Genomic DNA, 24,794 nt, shown 5'->3' on the forward strand with positions numbered 1-24,794 from the left:
TGTTATGAATGAGCCATTGAACAGGCAGGAGAATTTGGAAAATGGTTTTTCGGAACCGGAAATTGAATTTATCCAAAAACATAAACATGAAAATGCCGGTCAGCTTATATTGAAAGCAGGCCAGTTCAAAGGTTTTGACGTAAAAAAACTGGCTGCACAGATCCTCTCCCGCCAAAAGGCCGTAAAAAAACTTCGGGAATGGTACGCAAACACCAAACTGATTTTCCCGTCCGCATTGTCCGTAGAGCAATGCTCTTCCGAAGCAACGGCGAAGTACAAGGCCAGCCTGGTTTCGGGACAGCAGCTTACTGACATTACTGGTGGCATGGGCGTGGACATTTACTACATGAGCAGGAATTTTGCCAGCGCCGACTACTATGAACAACAGCAAGAAGTAGCGAAAACTGCGTGGTTCAATTTCCAAAAACTGGGCGCTGATCACATTACCGTACATTCCGGCGACTCGCTCGAAGCACTTCGCAATAACGCAAAACCGTCCGACTGGATCTACACTGATCCTGCCCGCCGCGATGCTAACAAAGATAAAGTAGTGCTACTTTCCGACTGCACGCCTGACATTCCCTCGAACCTTTCTCTTTTGTTTCAAAACGCGCCAAAAGTCCTGGTAAAAACGTCTCCATTACTTGATATCGAACTGGCTGCCAAAGAATTAACAAACCTGACAGAGGTACACACCGTCGGTTATGAGCAGGAATGTAAGGAGCTGCTCTTTGTACTGGACAGGAATACTTCCGGTGGAGATTTTAAGATAAAAATTCGAGTAGTTGATGCGGCTGGCGATATATTACATCAGCTGGATTTTGACAGGGAAACGGAACGGAACGCGATTGCGACTTACTCAGATCCTCTCTCCTATTTATATGAACCGCATGCGGCAGTACTGAAAGCCGGCGCGTTCAAAAGCATTTGTAGCATTTATGATGTGAATAAACTGGCTGTTAACAGTCAGTTGTATACCTCCAATGAGCCGGTTGCTGGCTTTCCGGGCAGGTCATTTAAAATTATCGCTATCTGTAAACCGGATATGAAAGAGATAACGAAGTACATTAACGGCGACAAGGCCAACCTGACGACAAGAAATTTTCCTGCAAAACCTGAGGAGCTAAGAAAAAAGTGGAAGCTGAAAGAGGGTGGCGACTTTTATCTTTTCGCCACCACCCTTTCCGACAATTCCAAAGCAGTAATCGTTACTGCCAAATATTAATTCGCTAGGAATTTCTCTTCAAATACCTTTTCAGAAAAGCCTATCAGCAATGCATTGCCAGCTTCATCTTCAATGAGTGGTCTTTTGACGACCGAGCTGTGGGATATCATCAGTTTGGCTGCTGATTTTTCGTCCGTCACTGCCGCCTTTTCTTCGTCACTAAGCTCCTTCCAGGTAGTGGAAGCCTTATTTACCACTTTATCCCAGGGAAGCGTTTTGAACCATTTATCGATCGTTTCCTCGCCCAGACCGTCTTTTCTGTAATCGTGAAACTTGTATGCGATCTGATTTTTATCAAGCCAGGTGCGTGTTTTCTTGATTGTGTCACAATTGGGTATTCCGTAAACCGTCAACATAAAAATGAATTACTCTAAAAAATAAATACTTAAACTTCGGAAGCAACAGGCTCGTCTATCACGAGATCTGAATTGTGCATTTTCTCGTCATCCAGTTCTCCCTCCCAGCGTGCAATCACCGCCGTAGCCAGGCAGTTTCCTGTCACGTTCACCGATGTACGGGCCATATCCATCAATTCATCGATACCCATAATGAGCAGTACCGGCCATTCGGGCATTCCAAAATTAGCAATAGCACCCAACAGGATCACCAATGTCGCTCTTGGAATACCGGCAACGCCTTTACTGGTCAACATTAACAATAAAACCATGGTAAGTTGCTGTCCGATCGACATTTCTGTCCCGGTGGCCTGCGCCACAAAAACTGTTGCGAGGGCCAGGTAAAGCGTTGAACCGTCGAGGTTGAAACTATAACCGGTGGGCATTACAAACGACACGATCTGGCGGGGCACGCCAAATTTCTCCATTTTCTCCATCGCTTTCGGCAATGCGGATTCGGAACTTGTAGTGGCGAAAGCAATGGATACAGGTTCAAAAATGGCTTTTGCGAATTTAATCACCGGGATTCTGGCGAACATCGCGATAGGTACAAAAACGATCAGGATGAAAACGATCAATGCGCAGTACAATGTTGCAAGCAGCAATGCCAGGTTTCTAAGCACATCAATACCCATGTGCCCCACCGTTTCAGCGATCGCAGCACCCACACCGATCGGAGCGAAGTACATGATGATCTTGGTAAATTTGAACATGACCTCAGCCAGCAGCTCCACACCATGCACGAACTTCTCCTTTTTCGCAGCAGGCAATAATGCAAGGCTAATCCCGAACAATACGCTGAATACTACGATCTGTAACACTTCACCATGGTAAATGGATTTGGCTACGTTTTCCGGAAATGAATGCAGTACAATGTCCTGCCATGTTTGCTCGGCCACTTTCGGTAGCGTGGCATTCAGTGTTGCAGGAGCAATGATCCCGACGCCGGGTTTGAACCAGTTAGCAAAAAACAGACCGATTATCAATGCAAAAGTAGTCACCACTTCAAAGTACAGCAGCGACTTCCAACCCATGCGGCCCACTTGTTTCAGATCCGAATGACCGGCGATACCGGTCACCAATGTCGCGAAAAGTAACGGGGCGATGACCGTCTTGATCATTTGCAAGAAGATCTGCCGCAAAAAGTGCAGCTCCGTCCCCATTTTCGGGTAATCATAACCGATTTCCGTTCCTACCAGCATGGAAATCAGGATGGAAGTAGTCAGGTTTTTTTTCAGGATTGCATAAACGACCAGCCCGGCCAATGCAAGCCAGCGCAATGTGATCAGAATATTATCGGATAAGGGAAGAATATCATAGGAACTTAATACGGTGGCTATCGCAGCAATGGTAACCAGGGCAATGTTGATAATGGTAATCTTGCTCTTCATACAGAAAGTTGAAATGAGGAATTAGTTTGAACGGTAAACTTATAAAAAATCAATTTAAAGCCAACTACACCAACAGCCGCAATTAAGTCAAATTGCAAAATTTATTATATGTTTTGAATATTTTTATTTAATGATTGTATTAAATATATGATAGTTTATAAAATAAATATCTGTTTAACGGCAAATTGTACAACGAAACCTGGACCAGTATTTTTAAAAAAAATCCTTTGTTTCAGTTCCTAAAATTGATATGTTCGAAAACTGCATTTCCTCATCATAATCTCAATGACCATGAATCGAATACTTGTCCCGATCGACTTTTCTGAGAATGCCGAACGAGCCCTTGCTGCTGCAAAAATTATAGCGGAGAAAGAATCTACTGAATTGCTGATACTCCACGCATACCAACCCTACATTGCCGACGTAAATATAACGCCCGGGAACGTTTTACCGGGAATAGGAGGATCAGATTTTCTGTCGCTTACTACGGAACTGGAAGACGAGTTCCGCAAAAGACTGGAGGGATATGCCGACAAGCTGGTAGAAGAAGGATATCGTGCACAGGCTGTGTGGATGATAGGCAGCGTGCAGTCGTCCGTGGAGGAAGCCGTAGAAGAGCACCAGCCATCTTTGGTAGTGATCGGCAGAACGGGTTCTGGCGGATTTCTGGACAAACTGATCGGTACCTCGGCCACTCATATCGCTCTTCATGCGCAATGCCCGGTGCTGGTGATCCCACCGCAGGCCAATCCCGCCAAATTCCAAAAAGTCGTGTATGCTACGCAGTTTGAATACGACGAAACCGACATTCTCAAAGAGGTATTTGTGTTGATGAACCATTTGGGGAGCAGTCTTACATTGCTTAAAATCAAGTCGGACAGCCAGCCCGACATTCAGCCAGACAACCAGTACATTGCTGAGATCAAGGCTGAATTTGATATCAAAGAAGGAGATATCGTGATCCGCGAGGACCGGCATGTGCTGGACGGCATTGAAGCATATTGCGACGAAGTGAATGCTGACTTGCTCATTATGTCTTCCAGGGAGAGATCGTTTATCGAGGAATTTCTGATCAACCCGAGCGTAACCAGGAAACTGATCGTGGATACGCACGTCCCATTGCTTGTTTTCCATCTTAAGTGATCAGTCATTGAGCAGGACAGAACATAGTCATCACGCCAAGCCGACGGAGCTGGATCCGGTCATCAAAAGGTCGAGACGTTACAAAAAACGTAACCTGCTGACCTCTCCGGGCACATTGACGTACATTGGGCCTGACATTGAGCTAAAAACCAAGATCAGGCGGATACAGTTTAATGATCATTTGTTCAGGAATGAGCCGGTCAAATCGTTGAGTGAATGCAGACCCGCCGAAAACGGGGAACCGGTGATCACCTGGCTGGATGTGGACGGTATTCACGAAACCGGGCTGATTGAAAAGCTGGGGAAATTGTACGATCTGCATCCGCTGCTGCTGGAAGACATCGTCAACACGGAGCACAAGCCCAAGCTGGAAATCTATGATGATGGCTATCTGTTTTTGACATTAAAAATGCTTCATGTTGAAACCGAATCGCCTATTTGTATTACCTCAGAGCATGTGAGCTTCGTTTTGGGCGAAAAGTACCTGTTGTCCTTTCAGGAAGAACTTACGGATGACATTTTTACTCCGGTACTGAACAGATTGGAGGCGTCCGTGGGAAAAACCAGGAGAAACGGCCCCGACTATCTGCTTTTTGCACTGATGGACGTCGTCGTTGACAACTACTTCATCGTTTTGGAAAAATTGGGCGACAGCCTCGACTATACCGAAGATCAGGTGATCCGCGGCTCAGAAGATTTGTCATTAAAAGAGTTATATGCCCTTAAACGTGAGCTGACCATGGCCCGCAGGCAGATCTGGCCCCTACGCGACATGATCAACCAGCTGATCCGGGAGGACAATGCACTCATTGAAAAAGAGGCAATTCCATACTACCGTGACCTGTACGACCACATAATGCAGGTGCTGGACACCATTGATTCCTACCGCGAATTACTCGCCAGCTTGGCGGACGTACATCTGTCGACCATTAGCAACAGAATGAATTCAGTCATGAAAACGCTGACGGTTTTTTCAGCCATTTTCATGCCTCTGACATTCATAGTGGGCGTTTACGGGATGAACTTTGATTATATGCCAGAGCTGAAAATGAGGTACGGATACTTTTATGTCTGGGGGCTGATGGCGGTGGTGACGGTAGGGATGATATTTTATTTCAAGTCTAAAAAATGGACGTAGGTTTGATACCTTTGTGCTTTGAACAAAAGTATTAGAATGAGCCTTACCGGAAATAACGCACAGGGAATAACTACAAAAGCTGCTTACATTTTAACCGACAGCCGCCAGGTTTCCTTTCCTGAACAAAGTATATTTTTTGCCATCAAAGGAGTAAGACACGATGGCCACCAGTTTGTTCCCGAGTTATACGAAAGCGGTGTCAGGGAGTTTGTAGTGGAGGAAGCATCCTTCTCCGAAGCACTTCGTACACTCACTTCACAATGGGACGACGCCCAAATATGGGTGGTTCCGTCCGCAATCCGTGCATTACAAAAGCTAGTCTCAGAAAAACGGCGCCAGTTTGATATTCCGGTGGTTGGTATTGCCGGAAGTAATGGAAAAACGATCGTAAAAGAATGGCTCGTACAACTCACTGCTCCTGGAAAAAGGGTCGTAGCTAGCCCGAAAAGCTATAATTCACAGATAGGAGTTCCGCTCTCCGTCTGGAACCTGAGTAAGGAACATAACTTGGGGATTTTTGAAGCAGGTATCTCCCAGGCTCATGAAATGGAGCATCTGCAACCGGTCATGCAGCCTAGTATCGGCATATTTACCAATATTGGCCCGGCACATGATGATGGTTTCCGCAGTCGCAAGCAAAAGATCACCGAGAAGCTGCGTTTATTTACCAAGGTCAGAAAACTCATTTATAGAAAAGACTACAAAGACATTGACGAAGAGGTCAGTCTGATCCTTCGGCCGGTGAATCCGTTTCTGGAAGTGATCAGCTGGGGTAGCGGCCATTCAGGAGCATCCATTCAAGTTGTTTACGACCTTCAAAAAGATAAAACGTTTATCGATTTCAAAGGTAAATTCGGCGAGCATACATTTGAAACGTCGTTTCGGGATGATGCTTCGCTGGAAAACCTTACCCACTGCATTGTATTTCTGCTCGATTTCGGACTTTCTCACAGCACCATTCAGGAAAGGATTTTTCACCTGAAACCAGTGTCCATGAGATTGGAACTGAAAGAAGGGATCAACCATTGCTATATCATCGACGATGCCTATAACAATGATGTTCAGGGACTTTCGATGGCCCTTAACTTTCTGGGGCAACAGGAACAGCGTCAAAAGAAGACAGTAATACTTTCGGACGTACTGCAAACAGGACAAACTCCCGCTGAGCTTTACGGGCTGGTCGCTAAATTGCTAAAAGAAAAAGCGATCGATGAAGTCATTGGGATAGGCCCGGAAATAAGCAGCCAGGCTGGATTGTTCGAGCTTCCTAATCAGCATTTCTTCCCGGATACGGACACATTTTTAAGTGATTTTCCTTTCAATACATTGTCAGACAGCCTGGTACTGGTAAAAGGCGCGAGACCATTTTCTTTTGAAAAAATCGTCCACCGGTTGCAGCAAAAAGCACACGGCACAGTCCTGGAAATCAACCTGGACGCCTTGGCGCATAATCTGAACTACTACCGGTCCAAAGTAGGCTCCGGCACGAAGATCATGGCCATGGTAAAAGCATTTGCATATGGCAGTGGCAGCTCGGAAGTGGCGTCATTGCTGCAATACCACCGCGTCGACTACCTGGGTGTGGCTTATGCGGACGAAGGCGTGGCACTCCGCCAATATGGTATCAATCTGCCTTGTATGGTCATGAATGCTACAGTTCCTGCATTTGACCTGCTCATTCAGTACAAACTTGAACCGGAAATTTACAGTCGTCGCATCTTGCTGGATTGGATCAATTACATTAAAAAAATCAATGACCCGTCCGAAATCCCATCTGTGCATTTAAAACTTGATACCGGAATGCACCGCCTGGGTTTTGTGAAGGATGATTATGAATGGCTGATCGGGCAGTTGCAGAGTCACCCGGCCGTGAAAGTCGCCAGTATTTTTTCCCATTTGGTTGGCGCTGATGAAGGTGTTCACAACGAATTTTCAAAACATCAGTACCAGCAATTTGAGGAAGGTGCCGCGCTGCTGGAAGATGCTTTGGGCTACAAAACGATCAAACACATTCTGAATTCAGCCGGAATTGTACGTTTCCCCGACTATAAGCTGGATATGGTAAGGCTCGGGATCGGGCTCTACGGTGTCGAAGCGACCGGGCAGGAGCAACGTGCGTTGCAGTCGGTGGGCACATTGAAAACCATTATCTCGCAGATCAAATATCTTTCGTCGGGCGAAACCGTGGGATACAGCCGAAAAGGCCACATTGAGCACGATTCAGCGATTGCGACCCTGGCGATTGGCTATGCCGACGGTTACGATCGCGGGCTTGGCAACGGTACCGGACAGGTGCTGGTGAACGGAACATTGTGCCCTACCATCGGGAATATTTGTATGGATATGACCATGATCGATGTGACCAGTGCCCGGGCAGAAGAAGGGGACGAAGTTATTGTTTTCGGCAAAGAAGTACCCATTACTGAGCTAGCCAAAAGCATTAACACCATCCCCTATGAGTTGCTGACCGGCATCGGTGACCGGGTCAAACGAGTTTTTTATAAGGAGTAACCTTAGGAAGGTTCCGTTTCCGCCTGCATTTCCGCGTCAGAAACCTCTGGTTCTGCCGGTTCTGCTGGCTTTTCTTTTTTGTCTTCTTCTACAAACAGGTGCGTAGCCATTACCTCGTCCAGGGTCACGTCATAAAACGCCTGATGTACATTCAATGGCTCCGAACCTTCCAGCTCGCATTTAATGTAAGTACCGTCTTCCTGCATTTCGTAGGAATTCACATTATCCATCAAGCTGTAGTAAAGAATATGGATAGCCTCCTGCTTCACCCGCGGATCGACCAGTTTGAAAAGTGACTCGATACGTTTGTCAAAGCTGCGGACCATCGCATCGGCGCTGCCGCCGTATACCAGCGGATTGCCGTCCTGGTGGAAATAGAATATCCTCGAATGTTCCAAAAAGTCCCCTACCAGCGAACGTACGGTGATATTTTCGCTCAATCCTACACGTTGAGGCCGCAGGCAGCACATTCCACGAACGATCAGCTTGATCGGTACGCCTGCTTCCGAAGCCTTGTACAGTTCCAGAATGGTATCCCTGTCTTCCAGTGAGTTGATCTTAATACAAATACCGCTTTTCAGACCTGCTTTCGCATTCTCTGCTTCCTGCTGGATCAGCTCGATCAGTTTCGCACGCATATAACGCGGGGCGGTGATCAGGTTCTGGTATTCCGACGGGATCGAGTGGCCGGTAATGACATTGAAAAACTCTGAAATATCATGGGTATACTCCTCATTCGAAGTTAACAAACCTGTATCCGTATAGAGTCTGGAGGTATCCTCATTGTAGTTACCGCTTGATAAATGCGCATAACGCAGCACCCGGTTTCCTTCATTTCTGACGATAAGTAACAGTTTCGTATGGGTTTTCAACAAACCAATACCGTAAATGACAAAACAACCTGCCTTTTGGAGACGTTGTGCTTCCTTAATGTTATTTTCCTCGTCGAAACGTGCCTTTACCTCGAATAAAACGGCTACGTGCTTGCCGTTTTCAGCGGCATGCAAAAGTGCCTCGGTAACCCTGGAATCCTTCGCTAACCGGTAAATGGTCAGTTTAATGGATAGCACTTTGGGGTCTTCTGCGGCTTGCTCCAACAATTGCAGAACAGGTTCAAAGTTGTTGTATGGGTGGTGCAGCAGAATGTCGCGCTCACGCATTACTTCGAAAATATCGGGTATACGTTCCCTATCCATCCCGAGCGGCGGTACCGGCGGATGTATTGTTGGTATCTGGTCTTTGAATTCAGGATGTTTGATTATGCTCCAGAATGCGGTATAGTCAATCAATCCGTCTATTGGGAACACATTGTAATCATCAATTTCCCAACGCTTTTTGATCAGGTTCAGCAAGTCCGGATTGGTATCCTGTTCAATGTAAACCTGCACCACACGGCCCAGACGCCTGCTTTTTATTTTCTGTTTAATCTCATCAATAAAATCAGCCTCAATATCATCACTTTCTTCCAATGTAAAATCACCGTTTCTGAGGATACGGAATAAATTGGTCGAAACAATGTCGACATTCCGGTAAAGCTTGTTTATATGAGCTCGAACGATCATTTCAATGGGGAGAAACAATAACTCATCCTCCCGCTCGATGACGTAAAACCGGGGCAAGTTAAGCGGTAGCTGCACAAAAGAAAGCTTTCTATCCTCTTCCGAAGTCGTGCCTTTAACCTGCGTGATCACACCCAGAATCAGCACTTTGGCAAGCAGCACCGGGAAAGCATGCGTATAGTCAAACAGCATTGGCGTCAGCATAGGATACACTGTCCGTTCAAAGTATTGCTCTACCGCGCCTTTTTCGTCTTCTTCTACTTCATCAATTCCTACGATCCGAAATCCATGCTTTGAAAATAATGGCAATAACTGGTTTTTGTAACAATCATTCTGGCGACGAACAAAATCATGCAACTCGCGCATCAAAACCTTTCTGAAAGGAATTTCGCGCAGGCCGGAATAATCCAGCCGTTCTTTTCCAAAGTCGAGATAATTATAAAGACTTCCCACACGAATGGATAAAAACTCGTCCAGGTTGGAGGAGGTAATAGCCAAAAATTTGAGCCGGTCGAAGAGATTCCTATCCTCATTGGTTGCCTGGTCCAACACCCGGTCATTGAATTTCAACCAGCTCAGGTCGCGGCTGATCAGGTCGCTTTGCTGAACCAGTGTATTGGCTTTTTCCGAAGAGCTTACCACTTTGCTGTCATCCGCCGGAGCTTGTTCCTTTGGACTTTTGAAGAAAGCAAAAAGATTAGTGAGTTTGCCTCTTTTTTCATTGCTATATATGGGGTCAGTGGAACCTGGCATAAGGAATTCTTTAAATTGCTACTTTGCTAAATGGGACTAAAAATTCAACGAATCTAAACAATCTATTGTTTTCGGGTGTATGAACTTTCTGTTATTTTTTGTACTAAAAAAGAAACGGATGGCTGAAATTGACAGCCATCCGTTTCCAATCAAAATATCGGAGCTAGCGGCTACACATCAACGCGCGCATACTTAGCATTCTTCTCAATAAAATCGCGCCTGGGTGCTACTTCATCACCCATCAGCATGGAAAATAAATGATCTGCTTCCGCTGCTGACTCTACTGAAACCTGTTTCAGGCTGCGACGGTCCGGGTTCATGGTTGTTTCCCACAATTGTTCCGCATTCATTTCTCCCAAACCCTTGTAACGCTGCACATGCACGGAATCTTCACGACCGCCACCAATGGCCCTTACCGCTTCCTCACGCTGCAATTCAGTCCAGCAGTACCTTTCTTCTTTACCTTTTTTCACGAGGTACAAAGGTGGCTGGGCAATGTAGATGTAGCCATGATCGATCAGGATCTTCATATACCGGAAGAAGAATGTGAGGATCAGCGTACGAATGTGACTACCATCGATATCGGCATCGGTCATGATCACGATTTTGTGATACCTCAGCTTATCAATGTTCAATGCGCGTTCGTCACCGTCTTTACCGATCTGCACACCCATTGCGGTGAACATATTCTTGATCTCTTCATTTTCGTAAATGCGGTATTCCTGTGCTTTTTCAACGTTCAGGATCTTACCTCGAAGCGGCAGGATTGCCTGATAAGCCCTGTTACGGCCTTGCTTGGCAGTTCCACCCGCCGAGTCCCCTTCGACCAGGTACAATTCGCAAACGTTAGGGTCTGTTTCAGAGCAGTCGGAAAGTTTTCCCGGAAGTCCCGTACCTGTCAATATATTCTTACGCTGCACCATTTCACGGGCCTTTTTGGCCGCAATACGCGCTTTCGCAGCAAGGATCACTTTGTCAATGATTACCCTGGCTTCTTTCGGGTGCTCATCCAGATAAGTATCGAGCATTTCTGCCACTACCTGACTTACGACCCCGGTTACCTCTGAGTTACCCAGTTTGGTTTTTGTCTGACCCTCAAACTGAGGCTCCTGCACTTTGATCGAGATAACGGCAGTCAAACCTTCACGGAAATCGTCCCCGCTGATCTCAATTTTTTCTTTCGCAAGAACACCCGATTTTTCAGCGTAGTTTTTTAGTGTCCGGGTTAATGCAGCCCTGAAACCAGAAACGTGCGTTCCACCTTCAATGGTGTTGATATTGTTTACATATGAGAATACATTCTCGCTGTACGAGGTATTGTACATCATGGCCACTTCTACGGGAACAGTTCCTTTCAAGGTCTCCATGTGGATAGGCTCAGGGATCAATGGCTGGCGGGTTGCATCCAGATAGGTCACAAACTCGTTCAGACCAATTTCAGAATAGAATTCCTCTCCTCTGAACTTGCCGTCTTCATCCTCTTCGCGCTTATCTTCCAGCGTGATCCGGATTCTTTTGTTCAAATAGGATAATTCCCTGAGACGGGTAGCCACAGTTTCGTATTTGAATTCTGTCACCGAGAAAATCGTAGCATCCGGTAAAAAATGGATGAATGTTCCGGTTTTTTCAGACTCGCCAATAACGCGTGCAGCGTACAAAGGCTTGCCTTCGCTGAACTCTTGTTCAAATATTTTACCCTCGCGGTGAATCTCAGCACGCAGGTGTATAGAAAGTGCGTTAACGCAGGAAACCCCTACCCCGTGCAAACCGCCTGAAACCTTGTATGTGTCTTTATCAAATTTACCCCCTGCGTGCAGTACGGTCAGTACTACCTCCAATGCAGATCTTTTCTCTTTGGGGTGCATTCCGGTTGGAATACCGCGGCCATTATCCTGAACAGTAATGGAATTATTTTTTTCTATCGTAACATTGATGGTATCGCAATAGCCGGCCATCGCCTCATCAATGGAATTATCAACAACCTCCCAAATCAGATGGTGAACCCCCTTAAAACCAGTGTCACCAATATACATGGCCGGACGCTTGCGAACTGCCTCTAAACCTTCAAGAACCTGGATATTTTCGGCTGAATAACTATTTACTTCAATCACTGTTTCGTTTGACATATAGTTTGTTTTACACTTGGATAAAAAGAACCATTTTCAGGCTTTTTAAGCACGTAAAGATACGATTTTTTTCGCAGAAATCCAGGTTCCTGGCACGATTTAATGCCACTAAAACCCCTGATAGAAATATTAAATAACCAATATTCGGGTACAGGAGGTTATTTGGGAATAAATCCCTCCAAAGAAAAAATTACCCTAGCGAAGCGCAAGTTTGCCACCGGTAACAATTAATGATTTTCCGAGCCGGTAAAACCTTTTGCCACCGTTATTTTTTACATCGATAATACCAAGTTCATAGGAGCTTTCGGGGAGATCATCATTCCTGATAAACGTATTAAAGCCTTTTTTGTAGTATGTCAGCTTGGTCAGGATTTCCTTTCTGGCAGCTATTTTGGCATTAGCACCCATCATATGGATTTGTCCCGTTTTTGTATCTTTTAAAACCAGAAAACGATCGTCTAGCAGGCCTTTGCGGTCAGGGAAAACATTATCGGCGACAAAAAAATAAGTGAGATCTTCCACGCCTTCACGTACCAAACGCTGCACCTGCCAGTTTTCCAGGTAAGTTTGCTGCCCGTCAGTGACCGCTGCGCTGGCAATAAACATAGAATCGAGCTGTGATTTGGTCGCAACAGGCTGTGGTACTTTGAAAAACCCTTTTTCGTAAGCGGGTAACAGGTAGAAATTAGCATTCCTGACAATTGTTTTTTCGACCGAGAACATATTACGGTTCGTCTGCCAGTTGTAGACATCGGCCAGGTAGGTTGTCCTCTTTGTCGCAACCACACCGGTGTACGCATAATGCGAATAAGCCCAGTAAAATATGCTTAGCGCGGTAATGGTATACAGCACCGCCATCTTGCGGAATATCGTCGTGTAGTCCAGTAAAAGGATGTAGAACATGACGGTAGACAGGCACGCATAAATCTGGAACCGGCTCGCAATGGTACTGCCCGCCCAGGAACGGAACAGCGCAATGACTGTGCTGGTAATAAAAATAAACGCAAAAAGCGTAAGCAGCTCCACAGTACCCGGCTTCACTGTGACAGGCTTGTTGAAATATATCGCAGAAACCTTCACTGTGATGAAAATCATAAAACCAATGATCACCGCACCCCACAGCGCCGACCACACCACTGGATTGCTCCACAATGACATGCTCGACCCGATAAAACCAAAAAGGGAGGAAATGAAACTGATCAAATCCTTGGGCAATTTGCCCGCCTGCCCTGATTCATATCCAGCCAGGTAAATGCCCAGACAGATCACCATAAAAAGAGCGGTTAGCCCGGCCTTTTTAAAGTCTTTCAGACACAGGAAATAGAAGACAATGGCGGGAAATGACAAAACCCCGTTGCCGTGCGTGAAAGTCGCCAGAAAACAACATAGCATAGCCACGTAAAAGGCCCATTTACTACGCCGCGACACCAGAATAATGGCCGTAACAGTGAATGCAGTCAGATAAGAATGCTGCATTCCGTTCAAAGCCCAGCCCGAAATCTCATGATAAAGCGGGTGGAAGAACAAAAATGGCGCTGGCAGAAAATAGTATAAAGGAAGTTTCGTTTTGCGGAACTGGAGGTATAGGAAATAGAAGATATAAGTGACATTCAGTAACACCAGGACAATGTACAGCCTGAAATTGAGCGTGCCGGTGATACTATACTCAACGAGGGATATAAACCTTGGAATGACTGCCTTATGATCGTTAAACGTCCGAAAAAGCTCCTTAACCAGTCCCACGAAGCCAAGTCCGCCCTGAGAAACTGTCTCGATGAACTGGATCAGCAAAAAATCGTCTTGAAAAGGAAAATTGACGGAGAAGTAAAAATTGTAAACGAAGTATATGAAAATGACAAAACTGATGGCAATACCGGCAAGAATTCGAAGCATATCGGATTGTTTTATTTCAATCGCGAAGTTAAAACAATAGCCGTACTCTTGCTAACCGAATAAACATTTCGCCCTCCCTAAAACAAAAAGGACAGGAGCCGGCCCTGTCCTTTTGCTTCAATATATCCATTCAATATCCTACATCTTTTCCAAAGGGTGCTCTTTCAGCAGCTGATCTGGGGAGTAGAAATCCTTCTTGCTTTCTGTCGCTGCCCGCACCGCCTTCACTTTTTCCGGCATGATCGCAGGCCCTTTATTTCCGAATGAATTTCTCACGTAAGTAAGCACCGCAGCCACTTCTTCATCCTTCAATAACCCTGCAAAAGGTGTCATCGGTACCTGGCCAGGATATTTTTGTCCGTTTACCTCAATAGGGCCCAGCAATCCTTTTAGTGCCAGCTTAATCAAACGTTCATCATTGCCCAAAACCCAGTTGGTACCAGTCAGCGGTGGAAACCCGGAAGCTGCCAAACCTTTACCGTCGGGCTGGTGGCAGGTTGAACAGTATCCTTCCTTCGCGTAGATCTGCCGTCCCATGTTGAACAATATCAGCTCCTTGCCTTTCAGACTGGTTGTTGCAACCGTTTGTTTTTCTTTCTTCACATTCTGGCCGTTCAAGTGGGCAACCGCAGTTTCATGCGCATGGATCATCCAGTCATCTAGTGGCATTTTCTTGGCTTCCGCTAATATCGGTAAACCTTTTTCTTTACCTATCCACGAAGCGGCTACAATAGCCACCAGTCTCACGCGGCTATTTTCATCTTTTACCGCCTGCATCAGCAGGTCAGCCTGGTCGGGCACCTGGTGGCCGGTGTAACGCAACACCTGCACGGCAGCTGCTCTCACGTGGTAATCCTTCGCTTTCAATACTTGCTTCAAAAGCTTCTGATCCACTTTATTCAAGCCCCAGCTTACCCACAATCCTTCCAGCAGATGATGCTCGTAACGTGGGTCGCTTTTATCCAGACTAGCAGTCCAGGCAGTCAATTTCGGCAAAACTTTCGCAGCGTCAAGTCCTCTCAGCTCGCGTCTGGTTCTGTATCGTGAGCGGTATTCAGGTAATTTGAGGTTTTCCAAAAGCACGTCAATACTCGCTCCCGCCACTTTTGCAGGCGTTACCAGCGGTCTCGAAGGGTAGGTAACGCGGTAAACCCTTCCGTGCGAATGGTCACGCAATGGGTCACGTGCATTGTGCTGCATGTGCCCGATCAGGATATTGTGCCAGTCGATCACGTATAGCGAGCCGTCCGGTGCGAATTCCATATCCACAGGACGGAAGTTTCTGTCTTCACTTACAATCAGGTCCTGGCGGTGATGACTTTTGTAGCCAGTACCGTCGTCGGTCAATGTATGTTCTTTGGTCCCTAAGAAACCAATGGTATTATTAATCAAAAAGTCTCCCTGAAGATCGTCAGGAAAATGACGGCTCGAAACGAACTCCAAACCAGAGGTCGGTCTTACCAGGTGCGCTCTCTCGATCAGCTGAACTGACTTGTGGTTCGCTTCTCCATACCTTGGCAAAACAGAACCAGGTAGCATCCACCGCACATCCGGGCTGGACGTTTCAGCGAAGAACGGCTGTCCCCAATCGTCAAATGCAATACCCCAGGGGTTAGGAATGGAAAGCTGGGCAGTACGTTCCAGCTTTTTGCGCTGTGGCGTATACCTGTAAAAACCACCGTTCGTTGCACGTACCGGTCCGTAAGAAGTTTCGACATTGGTATGTAAAAACACCCCTTCGCCGGAGTAAATAGCTCCCGAAGGGTCCACGGTGAATGCGTGGCTATTATGATGGGTATCATGGTCATCAAACCCGCTCAGCAGAATTTCCACTTTATCGGCCTTGTCATCACCATTGGTATCTGTAAACAGTTTGAGGTTAGTTCCCTGCGAAACGTAAACACCTTCTGCCGCTATTTCAAACCCAAGCGGAAGGTGCAGTCCGTCGGCAAAAACCGTTTGCTTGTCCGCCTTACCGTCATTATTAGTATCTTCCAGAATGATGATCTTGTCATCTGGTTTTGAATCACCCGGCTTGTAATGCGGGTAACTTGGCATTGTCGCGATCCACAGCCTGCCTTTGTTGTCAAAGGACATTTGCATTGGTTTGGCAAGATCTTTAAACTCTTCTTCCGACGCAAAAAGCTCAATTTTATAACCCTCGGGCACTTTTAGCTTTTTAAGGGCATCGTTACCATACAGATATTCAAGGCTTCCGTTTTTCTCAGGATTGAAATTCGTTTTAACAGGAGGCAATGGCGTCGTGTTCTTATCCGCAGCCGCAAGGTCCATTTTCTCTCCTTTCGAAGCCGCCAGCCATACTGCTTTGTCGCGGATGTCAGTCATTTCCCTGATCTTCTGGATTTCAGCAGGATAGTTATCAGGGCCAAACGGGTTGTAGCGGCGTCCATAAACGTGTACACCATTTGGAATTTTGATGTCATTATGCCACATCCAGTTTTTTTCCATTACCGCATCGTGGACAAGCTGGCGGTTCTTTTCAGCTTTCGGTGCTGCTTTTCCAAAAACCTGATCAGCTAGCAGTACGCCCAGTTTTTTATAACCTTCCTCATTCAGCTGCGAACCATCAATGGTCAGATCTTCCTTTGTTTCAGCATACCATTTTTGAGAAGGCGTGAAAGCATCCACGTACAGCACATTGTTCTTTTCCGAAACTTCCTTCATTGCTTTGGCATACAAAAGGATATTCTCGTTCTCTTTTTTACCATTGGGAAGATCAAATTTTGCGGATAGGTCCTCAAAAGCGATCGGAGAAATGATGGCAAGCTGGGGAGCCGTAGTACCATTGTATTTCTGGCTCAATGTGTATTTGATAAATGCATCAAGCTCTGCTTTGTAGTTTTCAAGTCCCGCTTTTCCTTCGAAAGACTCATTGTATCCGAAAAAAGCGAGGATCACATCCGCTTTGTGCCTGGTAAGCCATTCGTCAGGATAGTCGAAATGTCCCTCACTTTGAGAAGGATTGGCGAGCTCGGTCTGGAACTTTTCAGCTCCCGGAAATGCCCAGGGTGTATTACGGCTGGCATGTGGCCTGAATCCGGGGGTATCGCCGCCATCGCACATATTGCGGATGTACAACATATCCTCTGGATACCTTACCTGCATTTCAGTTTCGAAATTGTCGTAATTCATCATTCTTGACCCCAGGTTGTTACCCAGCAGAATGATGTGCGAGCCTTTTTTAACATCAATGGACGCGGACTGATTGAATTTGAAAGCACTGAAGCCAATGATGGCCAATACAAATGCTAGGAGCGAAACGGAGACGCTGATTTTCCTGGGTTTAGACATTGATCGGTAATCTTGTAGTTAGATTTAGGAAATATGGGGTATTTATTTTGCCTCGCGGTAAGGAACCTGAATGTCAAGCTTGCCTTTCCATTCTTTGGGAACCTTTTTGCCAAGCTCCCAGTGAATAGCATTGACAACCAGTCGCTGGAATGGTTCAAGCCTGAAATCTTCGGGATGGCCGAGCGTGGTCATGAACACTTTACCTCCAAAAGAATTAGTACCCGTCCAGGCGACAGGGTTTTCAATAGCCTCCTTGTCAGGATTCACCGATTTGCCCATTAGCAACCAGGTTGAGCCTTTGGTAGGATAGTCCGGCAAAACGCGGTACAACCATGAACGGGCATGAAAAGGGCCTTTTACTCCTGTCAAAATAGGATTATTGGCTTGCTCGGGAATGACGGTCACGTCGGTACTGCTGTTGTGTCCGTAATGCGTGTGTTTCGCCGCTCCGCCCCAGCCCGGAGGCGAATTCAATGCAAATTCACCGAATGCGTTCCATTTCTCGCTTTCGTGTCCTTTTGGGAAATTAAATGCGTGGGTGGTTGTGCGGAAGCCCATTACCGGCTTTCCAGTTTTAAGGTATGCTTCAATGAGTGCCAGCTGATCGGGAGGCAGTTGTCTCCAGCGCAGGTAAAAAACAGCCAGATCTGCATCCTTCAATGCTTCCAGGCCCGGAATATTTTTTTCACTGTTGTGGTCGGGATATGCTTTCAGTACGATGGTTTTCATACCGTAATTTTTTTCCAGTTCAGCCGCAATGATCGGCAGAGTTTCCTCTCCGCTGTATTCATGGTCACCCGTCACGAAAACCACCAATGGCTTTTTGTTTTTGGATTGTGCTTTTGCCTGGCCGGTGAATGTGAGGCCAATAACCGCCAGTACGAGCAAGGAAACGCAGAATTGCTTTAAATTCATCTTACAATTTTTAAGGTTCAATCTTAGTGAGTTTAGAATATAAGTGGAAGACTGTTTCATCCTACTTTTCCCTTACTTTTTCATAAGACAATTCAGACGGTATCTATAAAAATCGCACCCCTACTGTCAGCGACACCCTGGACAGGTCTACGCTGTTATCCTTTGACAAACGGAGAACTTCGGTATTGATTTCAGTTTCTCTTTTCAGCCGGTATACCGCGCCCATCATGGCTGAGCCGGTAAGGTTAAGCGCAAATTTATTCGTCAAACGGTGCTCAATTCCAACACTGAACCCCCAGCCCATTGTTTTGCCGGTAAATGTAAATTGCTCCGCCCCCGCCACCGTTTTATTTTGATACGGTTGATATCCAAGAAGAAAGGACGCTAAAACAGTGCTCTTATTATTTTCGAGAAATGTGCGGTGGATCAATGAGCCGCTGAAATGCTGAACGGTTACATCCTCGCTCAGATCTTTGTCATCTCCTGCCTTGCTCTGGTAACGTTCGTATTTGAGGCCAAACCCTACCCTTTTCCATTTAAAATAAGAGACTTCCCCGCCAAATGCGATACCCGATTTCAGATTTTTAATGTAGTTTTTGTTCGAAGCATTCAGCCTTCTTCCCGACCTGAATAAGCGGTATCCGTAGCCCCCGTTCAACCCGAAGCTCCATTTGGGAAATACCTCTTCCTGATGAGCCTCTTCCGGCTCCTTTCTCCATTCGACCTGCGCACTCAGCGGCAGCCACGATAGGCAAAAAATGAGCAACAAGAAGGGAAAATATTTATTCATTGGTTGAAAAACGACGGATTTTACCAGATTTCAAAACTACTAACTTCGAGGCAAAATCACCTTTCTCAAACTATATATTTGTCAAATAACTGGCTTAATTCCTTCTTTTTTAAGCTTTTCAATCACAAACTGCCCGATTGCCCTGCCTTGTACCTGGCCGTTTTCAATGGCGTCGCGGTAGTGGATGCCTCTTTTTTCAATCAGACGTTAGCGATCAAGATATTCCTTTAATTCTTCTTTTAGTCGGTAATAGTATTTTATTTTTTGATTCAATATAAAATCCTTATCGGAAGAAGTGTTCATCTTCAAAGGTGGATCAAAATTCTTATCAACTACTTTTATAGTGATTACATCCCCCATACCCAAGAGCTTGTTTGACCATTCCAAGCTGTCGTTTGTAACTGAATTAAGTCCTCCTATTACAATACCTATCTCTTGTGTCTCTTCATCCTTGCGCATAATTGAACTAAGGATACATGTTATAACATAATGTTGCGTATCGATACCCGCAGTACATAAATGTTCGGAATTTAATTCAACTTCAAATCCGTAATTAAGCATAGTGTATTTTAAAAAAATTGATTATACGTTAAACTAACAATTGCCCTATTTAGAAAAATCGAATCCCTTCCGACGCTCTTTAACATATAGGACGAATCAGCTGAAAGCAATTTTTCGATCTCTGTCTTGGTTCGATTTCTGGAATTGAGAGTTTTAACCGGTCCTTTCAAATCATTTTCAGTTTCAGCATATCCTTCTCTCATGTAGGAGATGGAAATAGCTTGATCTACTATTGAAAATGCACTAAATACAATGATGATCAACAAAAGTAGCAGGCAAACAAAAAAAGAGATTTTCCACTTCTTCATATCTAGGTCAAACAAGTGCCGAAAGCTATGAAAATACGCTTTGATCCAAAATTCTTCCGGAAAAAGTTTCCATGAGGCATGCCTCATTTATCCGGTGGAAATCAATAGGAGTTGAAGAAAAATAAAACTATATTATCTCAAATAACTGGCTTAATTCCTTCTTTTTTAAGCTTTTCAATCACAAACTGCCCGATTGCCCTGCCTTGTACCTGGCCGTTTTCAATGGCGTCGCGGTAGTGGATGCCTCCGTATAAACGCGAAATGGCCGCCTCCTCGGCTGCTTGTCTGAATGATTTGAAATCCCGGGTTGGCAAATCGAATATCACTTCTGTGTCGTCCCGGAATGTAAAATTGTCGCCAAGCAGGTAGGTCAGCGTCTCCGATACCGCGGTTGAAATCACGCTATGCCCGCTGGTGTACTCAGGAAAAGGCGGCGTTTGCAAAAGAGGCTGCCATTTGGGATCCATGTACCTGTTGATCACGGTTTCGGGCCTGATACGGTTGCTGCGGTATTTTTCGTCCCAGCAACTGATGAACGCATCCATCAATGTTGCCGCTACCAATGCATGCACCATTATTCCTTTGTCCAGGTCCAAATTCGCCCGGGCAGTAGCAATCCCGGTAATGTTCATCCAGTGCCCGCCCGGACTGATTTTCTTAAAACCGATCGACATATGCCCCGAAGTGTTGATCGCAAACGGGTTACAGTCCCAGTATGATGCTATAAAGCGTTCTTTCTCTGTCAGTCGTTTGCCAACTTGGTACACTTCGGTCGCCAGCTTATAAAATTCACTAGTCGAATCTTTGCTAAACTCCACCGGAGGCTTTGGCACAAACTGGTTACACGAATCGATGAGCATCGGGCGGATCGTTTTCCAATGCGGCTCGATGCCTTCCATATATCCCGGTGGGGTCGGGTACCAGTAGCTATCCCCTTTTGTAGGACGATATCTTAGCCTGGTACTGAGTTTAAGGTATCCGTCAGTGGCTGCATTTGCGGCGATTTTTTTTGCCACTTCCTGCGCCACAGCCACCGCCTGGTCAATGGTTCTCTGCGTGTGTCCTTCCCGCAGCAGCGCTATGATCAGTTTTTTCTGATCCTCTTCCAACATATATCCCGATGGCAGTATCAGTCTCCCCGTTTCCAGTATGCAGTAAAGCGCCGCCATTTGGTAATCATAACCAGTGGCAGCTTCTATTTTAATGGGTTCAATGCTCTTGATAAATGAGGTCGGGGCCACGATCTGCTTGTTGTTCTGAGCGACGATCTCGTATGCTCCCATCATGCAATAAGTATAAAAACGGCTCGCCGCAGGCGGATTCACGACGTCGTGGATCATGACCATTGTCACCGAAAAGACGGCAGGCTGCAAATGCTTACGCAGCTCGTCTTTTGCACTAGCAATGCCGCCAAATTGACTCAAAAACAATATAATCAGTAAAAACCTACGCATTAATTTTCTTTGTTTTCATAAAACTGAAGCGACTCATTAAACGCCCCGATCACTATAACCCGCTCCTTGTTAATGGTCACATCGACTGCCGATTTCACGTCGCCCGACACCGATAAACCTGATATCGGCTGGTCCATATATTTGAACCCGCCTTTTCCGTCGCCGGTCAGCAGGCATCCGTAGTTCGCATCCATACTTCCCAGTTTCAAACGGTTATCCGCCTTATTTCCCAACAGCAGCAGATCCTTTTTACCATCATGATTAAAATCCTGGACAAGTATGTTAGTAACTGGCGCAAACTGCGCCTGCACAGGCAAAACATTCCTTTCAAACTGACCTCCTTTGTTCAAAAAGCAGACCGTACGGGTCTCATTCATTTCCAGTTTGGCTGCCTTGCTAAGATCCTCGGGTGAAAACATTTCCTTGATCGATGCATTTGCGTAGTCTTTGTAGTAAGGAAATTTCTTACGCATTGGATAAATCTGATCATTCAGCTCGTCGCGGCTTACGAATGGGTACGATTTCCCTTGCACATAAAAGCAGAAAAACGGGTCAATGGAGCCATTTTTGTCAAAATCCGCGAAGTACAATTCCGCAGGCTGTTCTTTTGAAGCCTTGATCTGCGAGTTAAGTCCCAGATTTCCCGCTAGCAGGTCGGGTTTTCCGTCGCCGTCCAGGTCTTCTATTTTCAATGAGGCCCACATTCCGCTCTCTTCATTTTTGAAATATTTCGCAGTTTGATCTTCAAAATCCTTTCCATTGTAAGAAAAGACCTTGATCGGCATCATTTCTCCACAGATCACCAGCTCCACGCTGCCATCACCATTGAGATCCGCCCATTGTGCGTCGGTCACCATTCCCACTTTGAAAAACGGTGATTCCTTTACCGAAAAAATGCCTTTTCCGTCATTAATAAGCAGATACGAAACCGGTGCTTCGGGATAGCGGCCAGGGATAATGCGCCCTCCCACGAAGAGGTCCGCATCACCGTCTTTGTCAAAATCAAATGGACGTACACAGGACTTGCTGCTCGCTTTTAAATTAGGCGTGGAGAGTACCGACAGGTTCAGCTTTCCTTTTCCGTCATTCAGATAAATTTCGTCCTGCAATGAAACAGTATTGGGTTCAAACATCGAATAACCTCCTTTACCGATGTAGAGATCGTCGAAACCATCGCCATTTGCATCAAAGAAGACAGCAGCTGTCGCCGCGGAAATACTTTCATCCCCTACCGCAAAATCAGGCATTTCAGCGAATGTGCCATTATTTTTTTGCAACCAGATCTCCGCCTTCTTGTTTTGGTCCCCGCTTACAAAAATATCGTCCAGCCCATCTTTGTTCACATCACCCTTCGCTACGATCGGGCCGGTCTGCGAGTACATCGACAACATGAGCGGCTGTCTTTTAAAATCATTTTCATTAAAACCCTCGTGCCGGTACGCAATAACACTTTGTTGCTTTTTAAAAACAGGATTCATTTCAAAAGACATCGTGTTTTTCTCTGCCTGCTTTTTATCCTTTTTTTCAATGGTCAGCAATTGATTGGCTTTTACCTGCCGTAGCGTTTCCTCGGTACCATCCGGCCATACCACTTGTACAGAATCTGCTACCGTTTCCTTTCCCAGGCCAAAATGCAGCCTCAGCGGCATGCAGGACAGGTATCCCCGGTTAGGGTTCAATTCCTGATATTGTAATTTACCTTTGTTAAAAACCGAAATTTTGGCCCCGACGCTGTTCCGGTTAACCGACTTTTCTTTTAGTTTGAGTTGCAGCCACGAGCCGCCGTTTTGCTCTCGGCCCATGTTTTGGTACACAAATGCGGGGTCATTGATATTGCTCACCACCAGGTCCAGGTCCCCATCATTGTCAAGGTCGGCATAAACGGCACCGCTGGAAATGGATGGCTCCTGCATACCCCATACGTCCTGCATTTTGGTAAAAGTAAGATCCTGATTATTGCGGAAAATATAGCTAGCCAGCTTGGTAGAAGGCATGGCTTTGATCAGGTCCATCAGCTGCACGGGTTCCTTGTCCACTGCTCTCCTGACCTTGTAGTCGCCCCAGTATTTGAGAAAATCCTTGTTAGTATAATCCCTCAGATACCCATTGGACACGAAGAGGTCTTTATAACCGTCGTTGTCAAAATCTGCAAAAAGCGGGCTCCAACTCCAATCCGTGTTGGAAACGCCGGCGAACTGCGCGATCTCGCTGAATGTACCGTCGCCATTGTTCAACTGCAGCATGTTCCGCATGTATTGCTTGTGCAGGTCCTGGCTCGTCATGAGTTCAAACGACTCATAGTTTTCCTGAAGTTGCAATAATTTCTGACGCTGGTTATCCTCCGGAAGCATGTCGAGCGACATGACATCGGGAAGTCCGTCGTTATTGAAATCGGCAATGTCGATACCCATTGAAAACTGGGCGAGGTGCCGGAAATATTGTTTGGTAACATCCGTGAATGTCCCGTTTTTGTTGTTGATGTAAAGGTAATCGGGCTCGTTGTAGTCGTTTGTAACATATATATCTTGCCAGCCGTCCAGATTCACATCGGCAATGGCCATTCCCAACCCGAATGTGAGCGGATACTGATGAATACCGGACTTTTGGGTTACTTCTACAAAATGATTTTTCTGATTTTCAAATAGTTTGTTTCCTGCCAGCGCATCCGTTTCCTGCCTGAACTTGGCCAGTTCCATATTGTCGATTTTCTTGACACTATGGTTGAGCAGCATCATATCCAGATCACCGTCATTGTCGTAGTCAAAAAAAGCCGCCTGGGTGCTGTAACTGATATTGTCCAGCCCGTATTCCTTAGCCTGGTCTATAAATTTGAGATTACCCTGATTGATGAACAGTTGATTCTTACGTTTTGCGTCCTCGACTTTGCCTGAGTAGCAAATGTGGATATCGAGCAGCCCGTCGCCATTCACGTCGGCCATGGTCACCCCGGTTTTCCACCCTCCTTTTCTGCCTTCAATTTCCTTTCCGGCTGAGCTGGTAATGTCTTTGAATTTCATCTCCTTTCCTTTTTCCGCCCCAAGGTTCAGGTACAGCTTATTGGAACCCATATTCGAGGTCAGGAAAATATCATCGAAACCATCATTGTTGAGATCGCCTATCGCAACACCTCCGCCATTGTAAAAATATTCGTAGGACATCACATTCTGCTTTTCGTCCTCATTGATGACATTACTGAAATCAATGCCGGTTTGTTTGGCAGGAAGCAACTTAAAAAGCTGCTGGCTTCTGACAACGGACAGCTGAAATGTCAGAAAAAGGAGCAATAGTAAAGAAAGGCGGCGGTTCCGGATAGTCATTAA

Annotated in this window: 15 protein-coding genes; 4 read left to right on the forward strand and 11 right to left on the reverse strand. The window is 45.9% G+C overall.

The genetic code is table 11. The features are described from left to right. Positions 1-4: 4 nt before the first annotated feature. Positions 5-1,225 carry a THUMP-like domain-containing protein gene (locus tag ON006_RS18625; RefSeq protein ID WP_244820879.1) on the forward strand — a complete coding sequence of 407 codons (1,221 nt, stop codon included), beginning with the start codon at positions 5-7 and terminating at the stop codon, positions 1,223-1,225. On the opposite strand, the gene ON006_RS18630 is transcribed toward ON006_RS18625, so the two are convergent. Beyond that, the gene (locus ON006_RS18630; RefSeq protein WP_244820880.1) at positions 1,222-1,581 is read right to left on the reverse strand and encodes an ArsC family reductase; all 360 of its coding nucleotides are present in this window, start codon (positions 1,579-1,581) and stop codon (positions 1,222-1,224) included. The genes ON006_RS18625 and ON006_RS18630 overlap by 4 nt on opposite strands. A 29-nt stretch (positions 1,582-1,610) precedes the next feature. Next, complete coding sequence (locus ON006_RS18635) at positions 1,611-3,011, reverse strand: dicarboxylate/amino acid:cation symporter (protein WP_244820881.1); 1,401 nt, start codon at positions 3,009-3,011, stop codon at positions 1,611-1,613. A 291-nt stretch (positions 3,012-3,302) separates the two neighbouring features. Here ON006_RS18635 and ON006_RS18640 point away from each other — a divergent pair, with 291 nt between their 5' ends. The 3 genes from ON006_RS18640 to ON006_RS18650 all read left to right on the forward strand — a co-directional run bounded on the left by ON006_RS18640 (position 3,303) and on the right by ON006_RS18650 (position 7,803). Continuing rightward, positions 3,303-4,154, forward strand: coding sequence for a universal stress protein (locus ON006_RS18640; protein WP_244820882.1), 852 nt, complete (start codon positions 3,303-3,305; stop codon positions 4,152-4,154). Between the two features lie 61 nt (positions 4,155-4,215). Further along, positions 4,216-5,292 carry a magnesium/cobalt transporter CorA gene (corA, locus tag ON006_RS18645; RefSeq protein WP_374760217.1) on the forward strand — a complete coding sequence of 359 codons (1,077 nt, stop codon included), beginning with the start codon at positions 4,216-4,218 and terminating at the stop codon, positions 5,290-5,292. A gap of 36 nt (positions 5,293-5,328) precedes the next feature. Then, entirely contained in the window at positions 5,329-7,803 is a 2,475-nt protein-coding gene (locus tag ON006_RS18650; RefSeq protein WP_244820884.1) for a bifunctional UDP-N-acetylmuramoyl-tripeptide:D-alanyl-D-alanine ligase/alanine racemase, read from the forward strand. Positions 7,804-7,805: 2 nt separating this feature from the next. Here ON006_RS18650 and ppk1 read toward each other — a convergent pair whose 3' ends face one another. The 9 genes from ppk1 to ON006_RS18695 form a co-directional block, all read right to left on the reverse strand. Further along, complete coding sequence (gene ppk1, locus ON006_RS18655; RefSeq protein WP_244820885.1) at positions 7,806-10,115, reverse strand: polyphosphate kinase 1; 2,310 nt, start codon at positions 10,113-10,115, stop codon at positions 7,806-7,808. Positions 10,116-10,285: 170 nt separating this feature from the next. After that, positions 10,286-12,241, reverse strand: coding sequence for a DNA topoisomerase (ATP-hydrolyzing) subunit B (gene gyrB, locus ON006_RS18660; protein WP_244820886.1), 1,956 nt, complete (start codon positions 12,239-12,241; stop codon positions 10,286-10,288). A 195-nt stretch (positions 12,242-12,436) separates the two neighbouring features. Then, positions 12,437-14,134 (reverse strand): hypothetical protein, encoded by a 1,698-nt coding sequence (locus ON006_RS18665; RefSeq protein ID WP_244820887.1) that lies wholly within the window; start codon positions 14,132-14,134, stop codon positions 12,437-12,439. 138 nt (positions 14,135-14,272) lie between these two features. Continuing rightward, positions 14,273-17,446 carry a PVC-type heme-binding CxxCH protein gene (locus ON006_RS18670; RefSeq protein ID WP_244820888.1) on the reverse strand — a complete coding sequence of 1,058 codons (3,174 nt, stop codon included), beginning with the start codon at positions 17,444-17,446 and terminating at the stop codon, positions 14,273-14,275. Between the two features lie 42 nt (positions 17,447-17,488). Then, positions 17,489-18,361, reverse strand: coding sequence for a ThuA domain-containing protein (locus tag ON006_RS18675; RefSeq protein ID WP_244820889.1), 873 nt, complete (start codon positions 18,359-18,361; stop codon positions 17,489-17,491). A 103-nt stretch (positions 18,362-18,464) separates the two neighbouring features. After that, the gene (locus ON006_RS18680) at positions 18,465-19,151 is read right to left on the reverse strand and encodes an outer membrane beta-barrel protein (protein ID WP_244820890.1); all 687 of its coding nucleotides are present in this window, start codon (positions 19,149-19,151) and stop codon (positions 18,465-18,467) included. A 207-nt stretch (positions 19,152-19,358) separates the two neighbouring features. Further along, the gene (locus ON006_RS18685; RefSeq protein ID WP_244820891.1) at positions 19,359-19,712 is read right to left on the reverse strand and encodes a hypothetical protein; all 354 of its coding nucleotides are present in this window, start codon (positions 19,710-19,712) and stop codon (positions 19,359-19,361) included. A 445-nt stretch (positions 19,713-20,157) separates the two neighbouring features. Continuing rightward, positions 20,158-21,474 carry a vanadium-dependent haloperoxidase gene (locus ON006_RS18690; RefSeq protein ID WP_244820892.1) on the reverse strand — a complete coding sequence of 439 codons (1,317 nt, stop codon included), beginning with the start codon at positions 21,472-21,474 and terminating at the stop codon, positions 20,158-20,160. Beyond that, positions 21,474-24,791, reverse strand: coding sequence for a VCBS repeat-containing protein (locus tag ON006_RS18695; protein ID WP_244820893.1), 3,318 nt, complete (start codon positions 24,789-24,791; stop codon positions 21,474-21,476). Before ON006_RS18695 ends, ON006_RS18690 begins: the two co-directional genes overlap by 1 nt. Positions 24,792-24,794 lie beyond the last annotated feature (3 nt).

Source organism: Dyadobacter pollutisoli, from assembly GCF_026625565.1.
In the GTDB taxonomy this organism is placed as follows: Bacteria; Bacteroidota; Bacteroidia; order Cytophagales; family Spirosomataceae; genus Dyadobacter; species Dyadobacter pollutisoli.